At 44.9% G+C, this 17,740-nt stretch carries 13 protein-coding genes; 8 read left to right on the top strand and 5 right to left on the bottom strand.

Features of this window, described 5'->3' with window-relative positions; all coding sequences use genetic code 11:
• Nucleotides 1–15: 15 nt before the first annotated feature.
• The 3 genes from MHN30_RS23920 to MHN30_RS14605 all read right to left on the bottom strand — a co-directional run bounded on the left by MHN30_RS23920 (nt 16) and on the right by MHN30_RS14605 (nt 3,680).
• Complete coding sequence (locus MHN30_RS23920; protein ID WP_239360128.1) at nt 16–792, bottom strand: LytTR family DNA-binding domain-containing protein; 777 nt, start codon at nt 790–792, stop codon at nt 16–18.
• 132 nt (nt 793–924) lie between these two features.
• Complete coding sequence (locus tag MHN30_RS14610) at nt 925–2,256, bottom strand: ATP-binding protein (RefSeq protein WP_239360127.1); 1,332 nt, start codon at nt 2,254–2,256, stop codon at nt 925–927.
• Between the two features lie 11 nt (nt 2,257–2,267).
• A complete protein-coding gene (locus MHN30_RS14605; protein WP_130127197.1) occupies nt 2,268–3,680 on the bottom strand; it encodes a sigma-54 dependent transcriptional regulator in 1,413 nt (470 codons plus the stop codon).
• A 249-nt stretch (nt 3,681–3,929) separates the two neighbouring features.
• On the opposite strand from MHN30_RS14605, the gene MHN30_RS14600 reads away from it, so the two are divergent.
• The 7 genes from MHN30_RS14600 (at nt 3,930) to MHN30_RS14570 (ending at nt 14,561) form a co-directional block, all read left to right on the top strand.
• Entirely contained in the window at nt 3,930–5,183 is a 1,254-nt protein-coding gene (locus tag MHN30_RS14600; RefSeq protein WP_017218594.1) for an efflux RND transporter periplasmic adaptor subunit, read from the top strand.
• 10 nt (nt 5,184–5,193) lie between these two features.
• On the top strand, nt 5,194–5,901 hold the full coding sequence (locus MHN30_RS14595; protein WP_130165201.1) for an ABC transporter ATP-binding protein: 708 nt from the start codon (nt 5,194–5,196) through the stop codon (nt 5,899–5,901).
• A 2-nt stretch (nt 5,902–5,903) separates the two neighbouring features.
• Nucleotides 5,904–8,300, top strand: coding sequence for an ABC transporter permease (locus tag MHN30_RS14590; RefSeq protein ID WP_239360126.1), 2,397 nt, complete (start codon nt 5,904–5,906; stop codon nt 8,298–8,300).
• Nucleotides 8,301–8,526: 226 nt separating this feature from the next.
• Nucleotides 8,527–10,941, top strand: coding sequence for an FtsX-like permease family protein (locus MHN30_RS14585; protein WP_239360122.1), 2,415 nt, complete (start codon nt 8,527–8,529; stop codon nt 10,939–10,941).
• A 122-nt stretch (nt 10,942–11,063) separates the two neighbouring features.
• Nucleotides 11,064–12,410, top strand: coding sequence for a 3-deoxy-D-manno-octulosonic acid transferase (locus tag MHN30_RS14580; RefSeq protein WP_239360121.1), 1,347 nt, complete (start codon nt 11,064–11,066; stop codon nt 12,408–12,410).
• 1 nt (nt 12,411) lies between these two features.
• On the top strand, nt 12,412–13,440 hold the full coding sequence (locus MHN30_RS14575) for a glycosyltransferase family 9 protein (RefSeq protein ID WP_130165197.1): 1,029 nt from the start codon (nt 12,412–12,414) through the stop codon (nt 13,438–13,440).
• The gene (locus MHN30_RS14570; protein WP_239360120.1) at nt 13,437–14,561 is read left to right on the top strand and encodes a glycosyltransferase; all 1,125 of its coding nucleotides are present in this window, start codon (nt 13,437–13,439) and stop codon (nt 14,559–14,561) included. The genes MHN30_RS14575 and MHN30_RS14570 overlap by 4 nt, the downstream gene beginning before the upstream one ends.
• A gap of 338 nt (nt 14,562–14,899) precedes the next feature.
• Here MHN30_RS14570 and MHN30_RS14565 read toward each other — a convergent pair whose 3' ends face one another.
• The gene (locus MHN30_RS14565) at nt 14,900–15,193 is read right to left on the bottom strand and encodes a transposase (RefSeq protein ID WP_239360119.1); all 294 of its coding nucleotides are present in this window, start codon (nt 15,191–15,193) and stop codon (nt 14,900–14,902) included.
• 203 nt (nt 15,194–15,396) lie between these two features.
• On the opposite strand from MHN30_RS14565, the gene MHN30_RS14560 reads away from it, so the two are divergent.
• Nucleotides 15,397–15,717, top strand: coding sequence for a DUF6482 family protein (locus tag MHN30_RS14560; protein WP_095729450.1), 321 nt, complete (start codon nt 15,397–15,399; stop codon nt 15,715–15,717).
• A 64-nt stretch (nt 15,718–15,781) separates the two neighbouring features.
• Here the strand turns inward: MHN30_RS14560 and MHN30_RS14555 are convergent, their stop codons facing one another.
• Nucleotides 15,782–17,683, bottom strand: a complete 1,902-nt coding sequence (locus MHN30_RS14555) for a PKD domain-containing protein (protein ID WP_239360118.1) — start codon at nt 17,681–17,683, stop codon at nt 15,782–15,784.
• Between the last annotated feature and the right edge of the window lie 57 nt (nt 17,684–17,740).

Here is a 17,740-nt window from a genome sequence, read left to right as displayed (position 1 = left end):
CGTTGCTCGCTGGTGTTATGCGGCCTGAGAAAGTGTATCGAAGCGTGACTTTAGTGCTTTCTTGTAACCTTTACTCAAGCTAATTTGCGCGCCCGTTGATAACTTGATGATGGCATTGCCTGACGCTTTGGTGATGATACGTTCAACATATGTCATGTTAACCAAATAAGAGCGGTGGGTGCGCACAAACATATCGGTTGGCAGCATGGCTTCAAACTGAGATAAGGTTGCTCGCTTGAGGTATTGGCGCGACTCGGTATGAATTTCAACATAGTTTTTAGCAGCCACTATGTGCACTATATCTTTGATCTGTACAAATGACTTATCGCCGCCTAAATCCACAAGTAAACGTTGATTTATCGCGGTGCTATTGTTTTCTTCGTTGCTTTCAATACGGATAAACTTGTGCCAAACCATAAAGCAGACGTAGATCACCAGCGGATGTAACGGCGCAAAATAATACAGGGTATAGGGAAGATCATCGCAGTAAACGAAGTAGTCGAATCCGGCTTGTATAGACATGCTCAGCACGAATAAAACCGAGCAGCAAACAAGGTAATCACGCCAACATACCTTATTCTGTTGGTTGAGTTTATTTAGCCACAAGAAGAGTATAGGCGTGTAAATATACCAAAGCCCCCATTCCTGCAAGGCCCACCAGATAGGGTTATTCAGCCGCTCACTTTCTATCTCAACCCAATCGTGCAGCAAGTCGATTGCGGTTAAAAATATGATGACGGCAGTCCAGCCAACTCCAGTAATAGTAAGAATAGGTTTGTATACGGTGTGCACGAACTTTTCCCTAAATTAGATACTTCTAGTTTACCGACTTTTTATAAGTTCACAAATCTTCAAGGCTAGACCTAGCCTGTAGTCTTATTTGCCTTGAACTAAAGATAAGCCCTTAAGCAAAGCTCAAGTCAGTTAACCAAATACACATCTGAAGCATGCGCCTTGCTCGCGCCTAAGATAAATTAAGTCGCCGCCATGATTAATCATAATTTGTCTCGAGAGGCTTAAGCCTATCCCCGAGCCTTGTTGTTTAGTGGTAAAAAACGGCACGAAAATCATGTCAATGACATGTTCTGCGATGCCGGGCCCATTATCGCTTATTTCTATATAGTGTTGGCCTGCGTTATTGGCTCCAGTTTTCAACACCACTTGGCGGGTGTTTCGCTGGTCTTGGTCTTGGTCGTTGCGTTGTTGCACCGCTTCAATGGCATTTTTGGTTAAGTTAATAAGTACTTGCTCAACCTGAGCCGTGTCTAGCATCACCAGTTGGGAGTGGCTAATATCAAGCTGTAAGTCTATGTTCGCTTGATGACAGCTTTGTTGATGTAACTGATAGATGCCCTCTACCAGCGGCGCAAGCTGAGCAGGTTGCAGCGCTGGGCTGGGTAAATTACTCACCGTTCGAAAACGGGCGATAAAAGCGCCCAGATACTCAGTGCGTTTTGCCAGTGTTTGCAGTGCTAAGGCGAGGTCTTGTTTATCTTCTTCATCGTCAAAGCTTAGTGTGTCTGGCAGTAGCCCTTCACAGGTTTGGGCAATGGATGACAGAGGTGTAATAGAGTTAGCCACCTCATGCGTAAGCACTTTGGTGAGGCGCTTATAGGCTTGCTGCTCTTTGTTTTGTAATGCATCACGAATGGATTGTAAGGTGACAATTTTACGAATTTGCCCTTGGATCTGCGCTGAGGTTATTTGTATAGACAAGTTATCTTGTTGCTCACCATATTGCCAATTTGCTATCGTTTTCAAGCTGTTATCGCATTCATTAACCAGTGGTGCGATATCTTCTAAATCTTCGCTGTGATTAATGGGTTTACCGAGTAGCCGGGTTACCGCTGGGTTTGATTCAATCACCTTCCCCTCACTGTCGAACACCAAAACCGCTAAGTCGATATGCACTAACAAGGTTTGTAAAAAGTGAGCCTGCTGCTCTGCGCTCAACCGCGCGCTTTGGATCCGCGTTTTGATCTCTTCTAAGTGTTGCCGCATAGGATGATGTTGGCTTAATCCCAGGGAGCTATCGCCATTGGCTAAAGACTTAAGTACAAAGCCCATGTGCTTGTTTTGCTTGTTAAATTGAAAGTATAAGGCCGAGATAAACGCGATGGTAATAAGGGTGATCAACAGCCAAGTTGCCGAAAAGCCACCTTGTATATACAAATATAGCGAGAGTCCACTGGAAATTACTAGGCCAATGATAGTAAAGAAAAAAACAAGGGTGGGGTGGTGAGCAAGGCGGGTCATTTCTTTTCTTCCTACAAATCGTACTTTTCTAAGCGACGATACATCGCCCCTCGGGTTAACCCGAGCGCTTTGGCTGCGTTTGAGACATTGCCTTGATAATGCTTGAGCGCTGCACGCACCGTACGTTGTTCAATCTCTTCAAGATTGAAAGTGCCTTCAAAAGTGAGTGCATTGGTGTCCGAGGTATCTTCCATACTTGCTTGCGCCGTCGTTGGGGTGGTGCCAATCACAGTGCTGATATCTAAAAACTCGCTTTCACTTAAGATCACCGCGCGCTCGATAGCATGTGCGAGCTCCCTGACATTACCGGGCCACGGGTAGGTTTGTAGACATTGCATGTCGCTGCTATTTACTTCAAGCTGTCTTTTATACTTGTGGCAAAAGTGTTCAAGGTAGTAATTTACGAGCAGTGGAATATCATCGACACGCTCGCGAAGCGGTGGCAGACGGATCTCTATGGTATTGATCCGATATAATAAATCTTGCCTAAAACGGCCTTCATCAACCGCTTGTTGCAGGTTGTCGTTGGTGGCACAGATAAGGCGTATGTCCACTGAAATGGGCTTATTACCGCCTACAGGAGTGACTTGTCGATTTTGTAAAGCCGCAAGTAGCGTTGCTTGTTGGCTCATTGGCAGGTTGCCCAATTCGTCCAAAAACAAGCTCCCCTCGTGTGCGAGTTCAAAGCGGCCGACCTTATCGCTTTTCGCATCGGTAAACGCCCCTTTTTTATGACCAAACAATTCGCTTTCAAACAAACTTTCGGAGATAGCACCCATGTCTAGGCTGATAAAGGTATTGTCGCGGCGCATACTCGCCTGATGAATGGCGTGGGCGGCGAGCTCTTTGCCCGTGCCACTTTCGCCGGTGATCAGAATATTGGCATCGGTGAGCGCTGCGCGTTCTATGGTACTAAATACCTTTTGCATGGCCGGGCTTTGACCTAAAAAAGCAAATTGATGGCTACCACTAGATTGATTGAGTGCCTGATTTAACCCTTGGGTCTGACGAGTGAGCTTACCAACCTGCTGTTTGTCTTTGGCATGAGCAAATGCGGCAGCAACAGCACCCAGTAGTTGGTCATTTTGCCAAGGCTTAGCGATAAAGTCGGCTGCTCCTGCTTTTATCGCGTCAACGGCAAGTTGAATGTCACCATAGGCAGTCATTAACAACACCACGATGCTTGGGTCTTGTTCGACAATTTTCTTTAACCAATAAAAGCCCTCTTTGCCACTAATAGCATCTTGGCTAAAGTTCATATCAAGCAAGATCACATCTATTTGCTGCGATGCAATCTGTGCTTCTATATCAAAAGGATTATCTGTGGTGATGATGGTTTGGTAATGCTTTTTTAGCAAAAGCTTTGCTGCAATTAATATATCGCTGTTGTCGTCGACAATTAATATGGTGCCTTCCTGCTTCATATCCTGATCGCTTTATTTTTCTTTTAGCGTACCGCAATCGTTTAGATCTCGTCTACGAAAAGTGTTCATTTATGGACACTTTGTTATTTTTGATGTGTTCTATTTCCGGACACTTATTATTCTTAGAATATAATGCTAAACGCCTAACATTTTGTAATTGCTAATAAAATTAAGCTTGGCACGGTGCTTGATATTAGTCATACATATTCGATAAAACGATTTAACCGACTAACAACAAGAGGCGTGATTATGGATAAGAAAATAGAGCGTTCAGGATTGCAAAAACATCTTAAAAAAGCGGTGGCAGGTGGTGTACTTCTGAGCATTGCAGCAGCGGCACTGGCATTCAATAACACTGCCTCTTCAGGCCGTAGTCAAAATCTCGCACTGAGTAGCCTTACGGTGAGTACCGTAAGCAAGGGGGCGTTTGTGGACGCACTAAGCTTACGTGGTCAAGTCGTACCAAAAACCACGATTTACTTAGATACCATCGCCGGTGGTCAAGTGGAAGAGCGCTTGGTGGAGCAGGGTGAGTTTGTTGAAGCGGGTCAGCCATTAGTGAGATTGAGCAATACCAGTTTACAGCTAGACGTGATGAGTCGCGAAGCGCAAGTAACAGAGCAGCTTAACTTCCTAAGAAACACCCAAATGACGATGGAAACCAGTCGCCTTAATTTACGCCGTGACTTGCTTGAAATTGACTTACAAATTAGCCATTTGGAACGTCGTTATAAGCAATCCAAGCCACTCGTTGAAAAAGGCGTGCTGGCAACCGACAGATTGTCTGAAATCGAAGACGATTTACAGTATTACAAGGCCCGAAAGGAGCTGACGTTAGAGCGCCAAACGCAGGAAAATTCAATTCGTAAAGTGCAAGTCGAACAGCTAGAAGACAGTGCTGAGATGTTACAGAAGAACTTGCAATTTGCCCGTAAAAATCTCGAAAACCTACTGATCAAAGCGCCGGTGTCGGGTTACTTGAGTGAGCTGGATGTTGAAATCGGTGAGTCAAAGAGTAAAGGGGCAAGGTTAGGCCAAATTGACATTCCGAATGAATACAAGTTGGTTGTCCGTCTTGATGAGTTTTATTTAAATCAAGTACAACCGGATATGGCAGTGAATGTGATGTTAGACAGTGGCTTAGTCAGTGCCAAGGTGAGCAAAATTGATAGCCGTGTAACGCAATCACAATTTCAGGTAGAAGTGGCATTACCAAGCGGCCAAAGCGACATTAAACGCGGCCAAAGCATAGATGTCGAACTGATGCTTGGCGGTAACAAAGAAAATGCTTTATTGCTAAAACGCGGTGCCTTCTTTACTAGCTCTGGCGGTAACTGGGTATACGTGTTGGCAAGTGATGGCAAAACCGCCGAGCGTCGTGATATTCGCTTAGGTAAAAAGAATCAAGATTATTACGAAGTGTTAGATGGCTTATCACAAGGTGAGCAAGTGATCACCTCAAGCTATAGCAACTTCGACAAAGCGCAACAACTCAATTTCTAAGGATATAACAATGATAAAACTAACTAACTTAAACCGTGTATTCCGTACTCAAGACGTTGAAACGACTGCGCTAAACGATATTAACCTCACCGTTAATGAAGGTGAGTTTGTCGCCATCATGGGCCCGTCTGGGTGTGGTAAGTCCACTTTATTGTCCATCCTAGGGATGTTGGACTCACCGTCATCTGGGCAGTTTGAGTTTGCGGGTACTGACATTGCGGGGTATAGCGAAAAGCAGCTCTCACAGCTACGTAAAGCGTCTATTGGTTTTGTATTTCAAAGCTTTAACCTGATTGATGAGCTGACTGTGTTTGAAAATGTCGAGCTACCGCTGCAATACCAAAATATCTCAAAAAGTGAACGTAAGCAGCGTGTAGAGCAGATTTTAAAACGCGTTGCCATCGACCACCGCGCCGATCACCTACCACAGCAACTTTCTGGTGGTCAGCAGCAGCGTGTAGCGGTTGCTAGAGCGCTGGTTATTAACCCTAAACTTATCTTAGCGGATGAGCCAACGGGTAACTTGGATTCCAAAAATGGCGAAGAAGTCATGGCGATGTTACGCGAGCTAAACCGCGAAGGCACAACCGTGATCATGGTAACGCACTCAGAAAAAGAGGGGTCATACGCGGATAGACTTGTACGCCTTCTCGATGGTCAAGTGATGTTAGACAAAGCCAACACAGTGGTGCAACCACAAAAAGTAGAGGTGGCATAACGATGATAGTGAATTATCTAATAACGGCATTGCGTGCTTTTAAGCAGCAAAAACAGCATTTTATTTTAAATGTACTTGGGCTTAGTGTGGGCTTAGCCGCGGCAATTTTGGTCGCACTGTTTGCAAAAAATGAACTGTCTTACGACAGCCAGCAACCTCAAGCTGAGCGCGTGTATCGAATTGCACAAGACTATTCGCAATTAGGGCTTGGGGTCGTTCCTGTTTTTAATTACATCAATGGCACTCGAGCACTTGAATATAGCCAGGTTGAAGAGGTTTTTGCGCTGACGATGGTGGAGTTTACTCGCGAAGCTGAAGTCGATGTGACAGTAAAAAATCAAGGGTTTAAACTGAATGATCTTTATGGCGCAACTGCAAATATCAAGAACTTCATCGATATGGAAACGGTGGCAGGTAGCTTAAGTCGCGCCATGAGTGTACCGAATAGCATTGCATTGAGTAGTTCAGAAGCTCAGCGTATTTTTGGCCGCACGAACGTGGTTGGCGAGACTCTGCAGCATAAAAACGGCCAATATACGGTAGGTGCAGTATTTACAGATTTACCTGAAAACACGCATTTTGGCTTTAAAAACCTAGTGTCTGTAGAGCATGATCCAGCCAATACGGATATAACTTCTAGCTATGTTTATTTACGATTGGCACCGCAAACAGACGTTACTGCCTTGGAAAAAACACTGACGGAGAAATACTATTTCGGTGATTTTAAAGGCCGCTTATCACTGCAATTACACCCCTTAACGGACCTTCACTTTACTGCAAAGTCGCCGTTTGAAATGAAAGTGGGTGGTGCGAAACAAGTGGTGATGATCTGTGTTGGTTTAAGTGTGCTGCTGATCCTTATCGCTGGCTTTAACTTCATTAATATGACGGTTGCACAGTCGACCAAACGTGCAAAAGAAGTGGGTGTACGCAAGGCACTTGGTGCTAGCAAGTCGCAATTAGTTGCACAGTTTTTATCAGAGTCTGTACTCGTGTCATTGCTTGCAATGACAATAGCCTGTGTTTTGGTCGAGCTACTATTACCAAGTTTCAACAATCTAGTTGGCCGTGAATTAAGTATTGATTATGCATCTATGTTTAGTGTCGTCGTGGTCGCGGTTGCCGTCACTGTGGGGCTATTGGCGGGTCTTTATCCTGCATTTTTTATCTCATCTTTTAGTGCTAAACGCGTATTAAGCGGAGATTTACAGCGTGGGAGTACCGCGATTTGGGTGCGCAAAAGTCTTTTAACTGTACAAGCAGCACTTGCGGTTGGGTTAATTATTGCTTCGATAACGCTACAGTACCAGTTGGCACATTTGCAAAGCTTACCGCTTGGTTACGAAACCACACAACGTTTGGTGGTCTCAGAAGTGCCCGTTAAAGCGGCTTTTACAAAAGCGCCAACATCATTAGCTAAACAGTTCGCGGCGATTGAGGGCGTTGAACATATCAGTGTGATAGATACGCAGCTGACTCGCTCGATTAATAACACCCTAGTACCCACTTGGCCAAATGGTGAACAGTCGCAATCCTTAACGCCAGTGATCGGCACAAGCTACGAGGTAGTCAAAGGATTAGGGTTAACGCTACTTGCAGGGCGAGATTTTAGCCGAGAGTTTGCCGGTGATTGGTCAAATCGAGTTAACGGCGTAACCACAATAGGCACCATTATTACCGAGTCGGTCGCTAAGCAAGCTGGCTACAGTAATGTTGCTGATATTATTGGCAAAACTATCAAAGATACTGGCCGCAACGTAGAGATGCGAGTGGTTGGTGTCGTCGCTGACGTCAAAGTGGGGAATGCACAAGAAGCGAGTTCTAACATTATGTTTTTATTAGGGTTTACTTATTTTAATCCAACATCTGAAGTGATCTTAACGATTAACCCGCAGTATTTAGCACAGATTAGACAAGATGTGATTAGTGTGTTGGCAAAAACCGCAAACGTGTATGAACCAGAGATCAACCTCCTTTCAGACAGTTATAGGGCTGTACTTAGTGGTGATGAGCGTATCTCTAAGGTAGTACTTATCTTCACTGCACTAGCTGTATTCTTAACCTGTTTGGGCACTTTTGGATTGGCATCTTTTGCAACGGTTCGCCGTCAAAAAGAAGTAGCTGTACGCAAAGTCTTAGGGGCATCACGGCTAAGCATTGTGAATATCTTAGCAAAAGAGTTCCTGACTTTGGTGGGAGTCAGTATCGCCATAGCTTATCCAATCACCTATTGGCTTGTTGGTGATTGGCTTGCAAACTTTAATGACCGTATTGAGCAAATGATGTGGGTTTATGGTGCAGCAGCCTTGGTGGTTGCCGGTATCACTTGGTTGACTGTGGCGACCCTTGCCTTTAAAGCCGCGAGTACACGTCCGTCGCTGATCTTGCGATATGAGTAAATTAAATTGGTAATCACTCAAGAAATTGCGGCCTAATTTAGGCCGCTTTCATCATTTATTTCTTGGTGTGTTCATCGCTAATATCGGCACGACCATTTCTGCTTTTGAATGGTGTGAATATGCTGCTACAAGCAGTCATTTCAAAAGTGAGTCACAATCGCGAGTGGAAAAATCAAGTGACTTTGTACTGGATATCTTTATAAAAAATAACTAAAAAGGATCTTCTATGCTCACTTCATATTTGAGTACGGCAATTCGGGTAAGTAAAAAGCAAAAGCTACACACACTGCTCAATGTCATCGGTTTCAGCATTGGAATTGCTGCTGCAATTATCGTGGCTTTATTTGCCCAAAGTCAGTTGATTGTTGATAAACATCAGCCTGATGCAAATCATGTTTACCGAGTGCATTTAGATTTGCGTTCTGTGGGTGTGGGCGTGCGCGGTGCGATTGACCCTAGAATGCCGCAGCTGATGCAAAAGCACAGTCAAATAAAGGAACTGTTGATTATTAGTCGGATTGAATCGTTACAATATAGTGGCGAACCAATGGCGGATATCGTGAAGGTTAAAGATCAGCGCTTTAAGTTCAAAAAGGCGTATGTTGCGACGCCAAATTTGGCTGAGTTTGTGAATATCTCTGTATTACATGGAGACTTAACTCAGGCTCTTTCTCAGCCCAATCTTATCGCCCTTAGCCAGACAGAATCAAAGCGCTTGTTTGGCGATACAGATGTTATCGGTAGGCAACTTGAATACGATGGGGGAAGCTATGAAGTGGCTGCTGTTTTTGCGGATTTGGAAGCAAATACACACTTTGATTTTGATGTGCTGATGTACTTACCCAAATTACAGCGCGGTCCTTTTAGTAGTCATGTGTATTTGAAGTTGCAGTCAGAAGCAGATCCCAACGCGTTAGCCCAAGAGATGACGCGCGAGATGCAAAAAAGAGCTAAAAACCCGAACTTCAAAGACATCCAGTTTCAGTTTATTCCGTTGACCCTGTTGCATTTTCACACCAATGGCACCGTAGAGATGAAGCAAGGAGGGTCTTATTTGGCACTGCAAGTGAGCGTTGTGCTGAGTACTTTACTTGTGATCATAGCCAGCGCTAATTTTATTAACTTCAATATTGCCAGTGCTGCAAAGCGTGCTAAAGAAGTCGGCATACGTAAAGCGCTAGGTGCTAGTAAGTCGCAACTCGTCACACAATTCCTGTCAGAATCGTTACTGACTGTACTGTTTTCAGGGTTTTTAGGGGTTGTAATCGTTGAGTTGGCATTGCCGCACTTTAATCAGTTAATCGCGCAGCCCCTGACATTGGTATACAACTCTCTATTTATGCTCGGTCTTGTAATTACATTGACAGTGGTTGGTTTATTTTCTGGGCTATATCCAGCTTTATTTATCTCGTCATTTGGCGCGAAAAAAGTATTAAGTGGCGATTTTAGTCGAGGGCGTTCATCAGCAAGGATCCGTAAAATAACCTTATGCTTACAAGGTGCGATTGGCGTAGGGCTGATAGCAGCTATCAGCATGCTCTATCAACAAATGATGCTGGTAAAACAGTTGGATGTAGGTTACGAAAAAGCACAGCGAATTATCATTCGAGAATTGCCCTCAGAGCTGATCTATCAGCAACAAGGAAACGCATTGCTTGATGAGTTAGGCCAGATCTCAGGTGTGGCTGGTTGGACATTGAGCGATACCAATTATGCAACCGCCATTAACGGTGGGATGCATTACACTTGGCCAAATGGCGAAACCTATGACGGCATGTTAGCAGTAATCAATACGGGTTATGACGTAATTGATGTACTCGGGTTAAAGCTGATTACTGGACGAGGCTTTAGTCGCGATTACACTGGAGATTGGTATCGTGAACAGCAAAATGGAGAGGCGCATGTCGCTATCCTGATAACCAAAAAAATGGCTCATTTAGCGGGATATGAGAAGCTTGATGAGGTGATCGGCGTCACTGTTACCGTACCAAGGCGAAAGTTGACAGCCAAGGTCGTGGGCGTAGTTGAGGATATCAGAATTGGTTCCGTGAATAATGCAGTACAACCTACTTCATTGATGCTTGGTCATGTTGATGGTGAAACTGCAAATGTGGTATTAAAGATCGCTGAAGGCATTGATCCAGGTAACGTGATCACTGAAATTGAACAAGTCCTTGCTGCACATCTCAATCGTCGTGATATAGAAGTTCAGTCTCTCTATGATGAGTTCTTGGCGGCCCACAAGAATGAACTTTATACGCTTACCATGCTATCTATCTTTAGTCCTTTAGCTATATTTCTGACCTTACTCGGAACATTTGGATTAGCGTCATTTACTACCTTGCGCAAAGAAAAGGAATTAGCTATCCGCAAAGTGTTAGGCGCTTCACGTATTGGGTTAATTAGCTTGGTTGCTAAAGAGTATTTGTGGTTATCTGCATTGAGTATGGTACTTGCAGTCCCGCTGACGTATTGGCTAGTTGGTGAGTGGCTTAATCGCTTTAATGAGCGGATAAATCAATCTATATGGATTTATGGAGTCGCAGGCCTACTTGTGATCTTGCTTACTTGGCTTACCGTTGTACTCGTTACCTACAAGGTTGCAAGCCGGCGCCCCTCATCAGCGCTGCGCTACGAGTAGCTGATAGTAATTTTTAAAATAGACCACTTAATAAAGCAAGTTGGTATAACTCGCTGTCAATTTAGTGTCAAAAACCATAGTTACACTGGGGTTAATTCAGGCTTGAATAACAAGGTGTAGCTATGGCTAAGGTTAAGACAACCTCTCGTCTTCGTAGAAGATCAGCTAATTCACTTTGGATTGGTGTTTATAACAGTATCCTGTTGTTGTGTTTACCTTTGATTGCGCTGATCTTATTAAAAAAATGGCTACGTAAACCGGGTTATAAAAGGCACTTTTTGCAACGCTTAGGTGTCTACGATTGTAAACGTTTACCCGCCTGTATTCATTTACATGGCGTCTCCGTTGGCGAATGCGCCGCCATTGCTAAACTTATTCCTGAGCTGCGTAAACAGCATCCTCATTTACCCATTGTTTTTACTTGTACCACGGTTGCGGGTTCCAACTATATTGAGCGCAACTGGGGGGAGCAAGTCATTCACACTTATTTGCCACTGGACTTTCAATTGACAGTTGGTGCGTTCTTGACGCATTTTAATCCGGTATTGACCATGTCGGTTGAGATGGAGTGGTGGCCGAACCTTATTCGCCAGTCGCGCAACCAAGGCAGTCGAGTGATGCTGGTAAATGCCCGCATGACCGACAGATCAAAAAATCGTTATGCCAACATGTTAGGTCTTTTTACCTTTATGGTGTCAAAGGTGCATAAAATTCTGCCGCAAAGTGAGCTCAGTTATCAAGCTTTTCGCGAGTTGGGTGTACCACCAGAAAAACTGATGATGTGCGGTAATATCAAGTACGATTGGCCAGAGCTTAAACATGCCGACCCAACGCAAAAACCCTCTCAGTTGACATGGATTGCGGGGAGCTCGCATGACACTGAAGAAATAGCGGTGGTCGCAGCGCACAAACAGTTGTTACAGCAAAATCCAGCAGCTCGGCTAATTATCGCACCGCGTCATCCTGAAAGATTTGATGAGGTATGGCAGCTGCTGCAAGCAAGCGGGCTGAGCTGTCAGCGTTACTCGCACGCGCCAACACTAACGGCAAATACTCAAGTGTACCTGCTTGATACGATGGGCAAACTATTTGCGTTTTATCGTGATGCCCACGTTGCCTTTATCGGTGGCTCGTTAGTTAAGCTCGGTGGTCATAATCCTGCCGAAGCCATTGTCCAAGGGGCTGCTGTTGTAATGGGAAGTAGTCGACGAAATTGTGAAGATATATGTGCGCCGCTGAGTCAAGTTGGTGCACTTGTTGAGGGTAACGAACCACAGCAAATAGCTAAAGAAGTCATCGGCTTTTGGCAAAATAGTGCTGCAACAGCACAACAAGTACAGGCTGGGCAAGCCGCAATCGCAAAGCATAATGGCGCACTACACAAAACCACATTGCAAGTTTTATATCAGTTAAAGCAAGCGCAACGGCCAGTTCATAGTACCCGATTACATCCAATGGTGATCAGATAACATGCAATACAACAATATCCTTATTGTCCGGCTCAGTGCCATTGGTGATATCGTGATGGCGTCAGGCCTTATTTCTGCACTAAAGGCACGTTATCCAGAAGCAAAACTGAGCTGGTTAGCTGAGCCTGCTGGCGCGACCTTGCTACAACAAAATCCATTGCTAGATGAGGTGATCCTGTGGCCTCGCAATGAGTGGCAAAAAGTGCGAAAAGCAAAAGGGATCATAGCGCTACTGAAGCGAGTTAGTAGCTTTAAAAAGCAGTTGGCTAGTCGACAATTTGACTTAGTGCTCGACGCCCAAGGACTCCTTAAAAGTGGTGTGCTAGCTTGGCTTAGCGGCGCTCAATATAAGGTTGGGATCAATAGTCGCGAGGGCAGTCAGTGGCTTATGAATAAGGTAGTGACCTCGCCTTGGTCTGCTGATATCAGCTCGGAATACAGAGCTGCAGCGAAATTTTTTGGTGCGCCAGAAGCGGCGTTTCAATATTCGCTCATTGCCTCGAAAGAGACACAACAACACACAGAAGCACTGCTATTGGAGCATACTCAAGGTCAACCTTATGTGGTGTTTTGCCCGTTTACAACGAGAGTACAGAAACACTGGGTAGATGGGCATTGGCGTGAGTTGTATAAACAAGTAAATCAGTCTATTTGTGCGCATATTATTATATTGGGTGGACCAAGTGATATCGCTCATAGCGAGCGTTTAGCAAAACAGATGCCGGGGATCATTAATCTAACCGGGAAAACGACATTGCTTGAGTGCAGCGAGATCATTCGGGGGGCAAAAGGTGTGATTGGCGTCGATACAGGGCTAACTCACATGGCGATGGCGCATCATACCCCGGTTATTGCATTGTTTGGTTCAACCTTACCGTATGAAAACACCTTCAATCCAAATGGTCGCGTGTTGAGCGATAAACTTGCTTGCTCACCATGCAAACGCCGGCCAACCTGTGAGGCTCGTTTTGATTGTATGGTGGGGCTCACGCCACAAAGAGTCTCGAGCGCACTAGGAGAAGTGCTATGAAAGTTCTGCATATTGAAGCGGGTCGTCACTTATATGGCGGCGCACAACAAGTGGTATATTTAACCCAAGCGTTGCAGCAAAAGGGCATTGAAAACGTACTGGTTTGCCCGCCAAATAGTGAAATGATTGCAGCCGTTGATAAGCAAGTAGTTGTAGAGCCTGTGAAAATGGCAGGCGATCTCGATGTCATGCAATGGTTGCGGTTACGAAGGGCTATTACCCACCATCGGCCTGATTGTGTTCATATTCACAGCCGTCGAGGGGTTGATACTTGGGGATTACTTGCCGCGAAGTCGCTTAATGTCCCTGTTATTTTATCGAGACGAGTCGACAACACCGAGCCACGCTGGTGGTCAAAATTAAAATACCCAGCCTACGATAAAGTTATCGCTATCTCAGAGGGGATCCGTCAAGTATTACTCTCGCAGGGTGTTGCCTCTGAGCAAGTAAAGTTAGTCCACAGTGCAGTCGATACCCAGCGCTTTGCACCAAGTAGCGCGGAGCGGCAATGGCTGCTTGATGAGTTTGAGCTGCCACAAAATGCCTTGGTTGTGGCTAATTTTGCGCAGCTGATAGAGCGCAAAGGGCAAGATGTGATCATGCGTGCAGCCAAAAAACTCATTGTTGAGCATCCTAATTTGCGCGTATTACTGTTTGGTCGAGGGCCAAAGCAGCAACAGTATCAGGCGCGTATAGACGAGCTGGGGCTGCAAAAAGTTGTCCAGCTGGTGGGATTTCGACAAGACGTAGCGCGTATTTTACCTGCGGTTGATATTGTTGCACATCCAGCATCGATGGAAGGGTTAGGTGTCGCGTTATTACAAAGCAGCGCATCTGGCGTGCCTGTTGTGGGCTTTGCTGCTGGCGGCATTCCTGAAGCGGTTGCGCACAATGAAACCGGATTACTCGCTCCGGTTGGTAATCAAGTTCAGTTTACCCAAGATCTTAATCGTTTATTGCAGGACCAGATTTTACGAGAGCAAATGGGCCGTAAAGGTCGTGCTAAAATATGCAGTGAATTTGCCATTGAGGTGATGGCGGAAGGTAACTTGTCGGTGTATCGAAGCGTGTTAACTGAGTTGGGAAGAGCGCCTTTAACCAGCCAATCACAGAAAGTGTGAGTTCCAATAAGGATAATCACCAATGCGGCCTACTAGCTTGGTTCTTAGTGGGTTTGCAGCAATATACCGGGCAATGGTATGCCTATCTTCTGTGGTCCTGAGCATATGATCGTAATACGCGCTTTGCCAAACTTTGTATTTTGAATCCAGTTGTTTATTTAACCTGAGGTTTGGATAAGGAATGTTCCAACTCATTGTTGCTAAAGCACAACTTAGTTTTCTCCTTGTCTAGCCAGAGAGTTTTAGGGAAAACAAGGCGAATTTACGCACCAATAGCTGGCTATTGGAAGTGAATTCAACGCAGTTAGCGCTAAAACTGGCTGCTAGAAAGGCATTAATTATCCGCAGCTCAGGTTATTTAGCAGGTAAGCTGTTCTGCCTTTTAATTCTCCAACAACCTTACCAAGTTGCGTATTTCCAAGTGTCAGTAAGCCATGAAAGTGATCTGGCATTAATACCCATGTTTGCCAGCTGCACTCAAACTTTTGTTCATTATGTGAGATAGATTGGCAAAACAATCGTGCCAGCCGATAATCCGTAAAATAGGGCGTGCGTTTATGGCAGTTAAACGTAATGAAGTATTCCGCGTACGGGATTGATATCCTGCCTTTTCTCAGGCCATTCCAGCTCATGTGCACTCCTTGCAATTGAGAGATGAATTTTAAAGATAATCCCTTCGATTAAATCTGTCGAGGTAAACCTCGACCCACATTTGGATGGTAGGTCGTGATTTATCACGACAACAGGTTCGCGACAAAACATTCACGACAATCAAGGTGAACCAAACACGCACATATGTCGTTTAATTATTAATCGGTTAAACGAGGAGAGTATTATGCTTGCTGCCACACTCAAAGAAAAAATCGCTAATAAAGAACTCCATGCCATCGTGCTTAGCTACGCGGATTCAAATCACTATCTTGCGGGTGGTCAGGATGTTGATGGGAACTTGCATATCTTAATGCATGCCGAGGGTAAACTAACGCCGTTTAACTCGCTGCGAGAGGCCGAGACAAAGCTGGCGGAACTCGGCGCAACTCAAGCCTACCTCAGAGTTGAGTCTGCCTATGATGAAATTGGTCCAGAGGACTCTTCGGGAACGCATATCAGCAATATGGAGATCCGTCACTTAACTCCATCCGACATATCCGTTTAAACAAAAAGGCTTAAGCGCCCATAGGTGAGTGCTTAAGCCTTACAAGGTATCGAGTAGAGAGACCTTATTCTACTGAGAGTGTTATCGTTTTAGTTGCAACGGAAGCGGACTTTTCATCAACAACACTTAAACTTACCTGATAGTCGCCTGATGCTACAGGAGTGAATTGTAGGTTCGAGTCATGAGCTGCGGTACTGTCAATCACTTCACCAGACGGAGCAACCACCTTCCAAAAATAGGTCAAATTGCCTGCGTTGCTGTCGCTATCCATAACAGTTGGAGTTATCCAAAGCGCTGCATCTGTTTTCAGTACACCTTGATAGTCCAGTGCCGTAATTACAGGAGCGCTATTTTGAACTGCATTTACTGTGATGAGTGCTGCGACTACTAGTTCAACCTTGCCATCAGACACTATGCATTTCAGCACATAGTTACCAGCTTCATCAAAGGTAATAGATGCGCGATTATCAGCATTATTGACCACTGCCGTGCTATTCTCTGGCCTCGTTTCAAGCGACCAGCGATAAGTGATCGGATCGCCATCTTTATCTTCTGCGGATACCACAAAGACTTTGGTTTCCCCTTCCGTAGCTGTAGATATTTGTGGGCTCATAGACGCTGTAGGTCCATAATTTTCAGGGTAACTCTTTATCACGCCACTGGCGGTTTGGCTTAGCTCACCGTTACTTACCTCCACAAAATAACGGTAACTCCCCTCTCCGTGAGGCGTAAAAATCACCGTATCGGTATCTTCATTCGTAACGGAATAGGTCAAACCGGCTTCAAATGGCTCAAACGTCCAACGAAAGGAGAGTGTTCTTCCGCTTGTATCTCTACTTCGCTTGGCACTAAGCTCGATGGCTTCATTGATTTTGGTTGACTCCGGCGCGTCGACGAATACAAGTGGTTTGTTTGCTTCGCCTAATTTGGCCGTTAAGGTATGGGTTGCTTCACTTAAACGGCCCTGTTTGTCTTTAAGGCTAAAGCGGATTCTATATTGTCCAGCCTTATCTAATTGAAGCGAGGTGAGAAATCCATTTGGTGTTGCCATTGCGGCTTGGCTGCCGCTCGGTTTGCTGTCAAAACTCCAAAGCGGTGTTACAGCGCCTTGATACTGACTACCATCGCTTTTCAGCTCAACAAAAGTCATTGAGCTTAATGTAACCTCTGAAGGTGCTGAAATAACCGCTTTAAGAGCTGGCTGGTTATCTATAACGATGACTTTTTCTGATTTGCTATGTGACGATTTACCATCATAAACGGTTAAAGTAATAGTGTATTCACCCGCAAATTTAGAGGCGAAAGAGGCAAGGTTATTGTTAGGGCTTACCAATGTGTATTCATCAACATGAGCAGGTGCAGTAACTTGCCATTTATAACTGAGATTATCGCCGTCTGAGTCTGAGCTGTTGCTCGCATCTAACTGTAGATGCTCGTTGATGGCAATTTCCTGTTTTGTGAGTGTGAAATCAGCGACAGGAGGCGTGTTCACACTTGGTGTGGTTTTTTCTTTTACACGGATCTCAAACTGTGTTGTCGATTCATTACTACCTGACTTAATTGTTAGCCCTACAATGTAACTACCTGCAACATCAGCGGTAAAGTGCGCTTGCTTAGCATTGGGGTTAGAAAACTGAGCGTTACTGCCTTGAGGTTTGGCTTGCCACTGCCATGTTATTTCGGCATTTTCAGGGATCGTACTTCCCGCAGTGCTAAGCTGAATGACGTTGCCTGTCTCCCCAAAGGCACTTGCCTGAATTTTAGCGACTGGCTTAGTCGTGGTATCCGTTCCTGAATCTGTATTATCGTTATTTGAATCCGTGTTGCCGTTATTTGAATCTGTGTTGCCATTATTTCCATTTTTGCCGCTATCCTGATTGACTGGTGTGGTGTCACCGCCTGAACCGCCGCATCCTGCTAGTAATAGTGAACAACAAAGTATTGATGTTATTAAGTTTTTGTTCATTTAATTATCCTTTTAAGTACCTCAACTGGGAAATGTATCCTGATGACCAAAATATTT

Source organism: Pseudoalteromonas sp. OF7H-1, from assembly GCF_022347825.1.
GTDB classification, from domain to species: Bacteria; Pseudomonadota; Gammaproteobacteria; order Enterobacterales; family Alteromonadaceae; genus Pseudoalteromonas; species Pseudoalteromonas maricaloris.
Note: the sequence above shows the minus strand (reverse complement) of the source record. Positions and strands in the feature narration are given on the sequence as shown.

Bases quoted from the DNA above. Each gene is read 5' to 3' on its own strand.
- MHN30_RS14605 (WP_130127197.1), bottom strand. From the start codon at position 3,680: ATGAAGCAGGAAGGCACCATATTAATTGTCGACGACAACAGCGATATA.
- MHN30_RS14575 (WP_130165197.1), top strand. From the start codon at position 12,412: ATGCAATACAACAATATCCTTATTGTCCGGCTCAGTGCCATTGGTGAT.
- MHN30_RS14585 (WP_239360122.1), top strand. From the start codon at position 8,527: ATGCTCACTTCATATTTGAGTACGGCAATTCGGGTAAGTAAAAAGCAA.
- MHN30_RS14580 (WP_239360121.1), top strand. From the start codon at position 11,064: ATGGCTAAGGTTAAGACAACCTCTCGTCTTCGTAGAAGATCAGCTAAT.
- MHN30_RS14565 (WP_239360119.1), bottom strand. From the start codon at position 15,193: ATGAGCTGGAATGGCCTGAGAAAAGGCAGGATATCAATCCCGTACGCG.
- MHN30_RS14555 (WP_239360118.1), bottom strand. From the start codon at position 17,683: ATGAACAAAAACTTAATAACATCAATACTTTGTTGTTCACTATTACTA.
- MHN30_RS14560 (WP_095729450.1), top strand. From the start codon at position 15,397: ATGCTTGCTGCCACACTCAAAGAAAAAATCGCTAATAAAGAACTCCAT.
- MHN30_RS14600 (WP_017218594.1), top strand. From the start codon at position 3,930: ATGGATAAGAAAATAGAGCGTTCAGGATTGCAAAAACATCTTAAAAAA.
- MHN30_RS14595 (WP_130165201.1), top strand. From the start codon at position 5,194: ATGATAAAACTAACTAACTTAAACCGTGTATTCCGTACTCAAGACGTT.
- MHN30_RS14570 (WP_239360120.1), top strand. From the start codon at position 13,437: ATGAAAGTTCTGCATATTGAAGCGGGTCGTCACTTATATGGCGGCGCA.
- MHN30_RS14590 (WP_239360126.1), top strand. From the start codon at position 5,904: ATGATAGTGAATTATCTAATAACGGCATTGCGTGCTTTTAAGCAGCAA.
- MHN30_RS14610 (WP_239360127.1), bottom strand. From the start codon at position 2,256: ATGACCCGCCTTGCTCACCACCCCACCCTTGTTTTTTTCTTTACTATC.